This is a genomic window from Polaromonas sp. P1_G2 (genome assembly GCF_056405515.1).
Genome location: NZ_JBFUBY010000468.1, coordinates 1 through 2,898 on the forward strand (window position 1 = coordinate 1; position 2,898 = coordinate 2,898).

The 2,898-nt window shown below is 63.1% G+C and carries 3 protein-coding genes and 1 pseudogene; 3 read left to right on the top strand and 1 reads right to left on the bottom strand.

What is annotated here, in order from left to right:
• Nucleotides 1-76: 76 nt before the first annotated feature.
• Both AC1D0P_RS25280 and AC1D0P_RS25285 read left to right on the top strand, forming a co-directional pair.
• A complete protein-coding gene (locus tag AC1D0P_RS25280; protein ID WP_477679249.1) occupies nucleotides 77-544 on the top strand; it encodes a MaoC family dehydratase in 468 nt (155 codons plus the stop codon).
• 66 nt (nucleotides 545-610) lie between these two features.
• Nucleotides 611-1,585, top strand: coding sequence for a magnesium and cobalt transport protein CorA (locus tag AC1D0P_RS25285; RefSeq protein ID WP_477679247.1), 975 nt, complete (start codon nucleotides 611-613; stop codon nucleotides 1,583-1,585).
• 1 nt (nucleotide 1,586) lies between these two features.
• On the opposite strand, the pseudogene AC1D0P_RS25290 reads toward AC1D0P_RS25285, so the two are convergent.
• Nucleotides 1,587-2,124, bottom strand: a pseudogene (locus tag AC1D0P_RS25290) (DNA-3-methyladenine glycosylase I).
• Nucleotides 2,125-2,218: 94 nt separating this feature from the next.
• On the opposite strand from AC1D0P_RS25290, the gene AC1D0P_RS25295 reads away from it, so the two are divergent.
• Nucleotides 2,219-2,845 (top strand): LysE family translocator, encoded by a 627-nt coding sequence (locus AC1D0P_RS25295; protein ID WP_477679248.1) that lies wholly within the window; start codon nucleotides 2,219-2,221, stop codon nucleotides 2,843-2,845.
• The last annotated feature ends 53 nt before the right edge of the window (nucleotides 2,846-2,898 follow it).

Consider the following 2,898-nt stretch of genomic DNA (forward strand, 5'->3'; position numbering starts at 1 on the left):
CTGTTGCCGAGGCAGATGGCCGCCAAGGCCGCAGCGTGAATCGGCGATCTCGCATCAAGGACAGCCCATGAACACCATGACGCAAACACCCGACGCGGCCACGCGGCACTACCTCGATGACCTGAGGGTGGGCGACCGTTTTGTGAGCGGCGAGTACGCGCTGGACGAGGCGCAAATCATCTCGTTCGCAGCACAGTTTGATCCCCAGCCTTTCCATCTGGACCACGAAGCCGCCAAGGCGACTCTCTTTGGCGGCCTGGCCGCCAGCGGCTGGCACACGGCGGCCGTCACCATGCGATTGCTGGTGGGCGGCGGCCTGCCGCTGGCCGGCGGCATCATAGGCGCCGGTGGTGAAATCAGCTGGCCCAAACCGACACGCCCCGGCGACGTGCTGCATGTGGAAACCGAGGTGGTCAGCGTGACCCCCTCGGCGTCGCGGCCCGACCGGGGCCGGGTGGTGGTGCGCAGCCAGACACTCAACCAGCACGGAGACGTGCTGCAGCAGTCGACCTACAAGCTGGTGGTGCCGCGTAAAGCTGTCTGAGCCTGGGCTTGTGCCCGGTGGCCGCTGTGCCAGAATCCACGCAAGAGGCCAACTTGGGATTCACAGATGCTTATCAATTGCGTGGTTTACCAGAACGGCACCAAACTCGCCGACATCCCGGTCAGTGAGATCAGCGACTACATCTGCCGGCCCGATGCTTTTGTCTGGGTGGCGCTGCAAGACGCCACGCCGGAAGAACTCGAGGAAATGCAGCACGAGTTCGGCCTGCATGAACTCGCGGTCGAAGACGCCCGGCACGGCCACCAGCGGCCCAAGATCGAGGAATACGGTGCTTCGCTGTTTTCGGTGCTGCACCTGGTAGAGCCTTCCACCGACAAGCCGGGCGAGCTTCACGTCGGCGAGGTCGACGTGTTCACCGGCAAGAACTATGTGCTCTCGGTGCGCAACCGCAGCAACAAAGGTTTCCTGGGTGTGCGCGAACGCTGCGAGCGCGAGCCGGAGCTGTTGCGCAACGGCTCGGGTTTTGTGCTGTATGCCTTGATGGACGCGGTGGTGGACCGCTACTTTCCCGTTCTTGACGAACTCGAGACCGAGCTGGAGCTGATCGAGAAAGACATCTTCACGCCCGGCGCCGCGCGCAAGAACATCGAACGGCTCTACGAACTCAAGGGCAGCGTGATGGTGCTCAAGCATGCGGTTGCGCCGCTACTTGAAGGCGCCAGCAAACTTTACGGCGGACGCGTGCCGCAGATTTGCGCCGGCGTGCAGGATTATTTCCGCGATGTGGTCGATCATTTGACGCGCATCAATGCGCTGATCGAAAACATGCGCGACACGATTGGCACGGCCATCCAGGTGAACCTGGCGATGGTGACCATCGAGGAAAGCGAAGTGACCAAGAAGCTCGCGGCCTGGGCCAGTATCTTTGCGGTCTGTACGGCGTTTGCTGGCATATGGGGCATGAACTTTGAAGCCATGCCCGAACTTAAATGGCGCTACGGCTACCTCATGGCGATCAGCATGATTGTGGTGGCTTGCTCGCTTCTCTACTGGCGCTTCAAGCGCGCCCGCTGGCTATAACTTACGACACCTTGGGCGGCGTAAAGGCCTTGCGCGCCGCCAGCGCCGCCTTGCGGCTTGCGCAACCCTCGATGTGGTCGTTGACCAGTCCCATGGCCTGCATGAAGGCGTACATCGTGGTCGGCCCGACAAAAGTCCAGCCGCGTTTTTTKAGGTCCTTGGACAGCGTGGTCGAGGCCGGTGAAGTGGGCATGGCCTTGACAGCCTCGTGCGTGATGCGCGCGGGCCGGCTTTTGGCCTCCGGCTCCAGCCGCCAGACAAAAGCGCCCAGTGAGCCGAACTCTTTGCGCAGCTCGATCACACGCTGTGCGTTGTTGATGGTCGAGGCGATTTTGCCCGCGTGGACCTTCGAGGCAGATCTTCTCGAACAGCCGGCGCTCGTCGTCGACCGGGAAACCCCATTCGCTGTCGTGGTAGTTGCGGTAAACCGCCGTGGCCTGGCACCAGGCGCAACGCGTGGTCCGGCTGTCGTCGGTAAAAAGGCCCGCGGCGGGTGATGCGGCTGCTGCGGGAGGCTTGGGTGGGGTGGCGGAAGGCATGGGCGATTTTAGGCAGATGCGGGCGGCCGGCGTTATCATGAAACCCAATCCCCCTTCATGGCTTCATGGCCCCGCAACTTCGGAAACACGCACCATGTCCCTCCAGCTCTGGCTCGCTTTTGTCGCCGCAACCGCCGTCCTGCTCATCATTCCCGGCCCGACCATCCTCACGGTCATCAGCTATTCGATGGCGCATGGCAAGCGGGCCAACATCCCGCTGGTTGCCGCCGTGGCGCTGGGCGACTCGACCGCGCTGGTCGTGTCCCTGTTCGGCCTGGGCGCGCTGCTGGCGGCGTCGGCCTTCTGGTTCACGGTGGTCAAGTGGGCCGGCGGCCTGTACCTGCTCTACCTCGGCATCAAACTCTTGCGTGCCGGCATTTCACCCATGCAGGCCGCGGCGCCCGAAGCCCCGGGCTCCTTGTGGAAGCTGTTCGGCAACACCTATCTGGTCACCGCGCTCAACCCCAAAGGGATTGTGTTTTTTGTGGCCTTCCTGCCGCAGTTCATCAACCCGGCTGCCGACGTCACTCGCCAGCTCTGGGTGTTGGCCGTGACCTTTGTGGTGATGGCTAGTTTGAACGCCACGCTTTATGCGGTGTTTGCCGCCTCGGCTCGCACGCTGCTGGCTTCGCCGCGGGCGCAGCGGAGGTTTAATTTTGCGGGTGGGGCGTTGTTGTCTATGGCTGGGGTTTGGGCTTTGTTGGCCCGGCGGCCGGCCTGAGTTCGGGTTTTGCTCCGGCGGGGCGCTCTCCTCTGAGGGTTGCTGGCCGGGGG

Excerpts from the sequence above, each read along its gene's own strand:
- AC1D0P_RS25280 (WP_477679249.1), top strand. The coding sequence starts at position 77 with ATGACGCAAACACCCGACGCGGCCACGCGGCACTACCTCGATGACCTG.
- AC1D0P_RS25285 (WP_477679247.1), top strand. The coding sequence starts at position 611 with ATGCTTATCAATTGCGTGGTTTACCAGAACGGCACCAAACTCGCCGAC.
- AC1D0P_RS25295 (WP_477679248.1), top strand. The coding sequence starts at position 2,219 with ATGTCCCTCCAGCTCTGGCTCGCTTTTGTCGCCGCAACCGCCGTCCTG.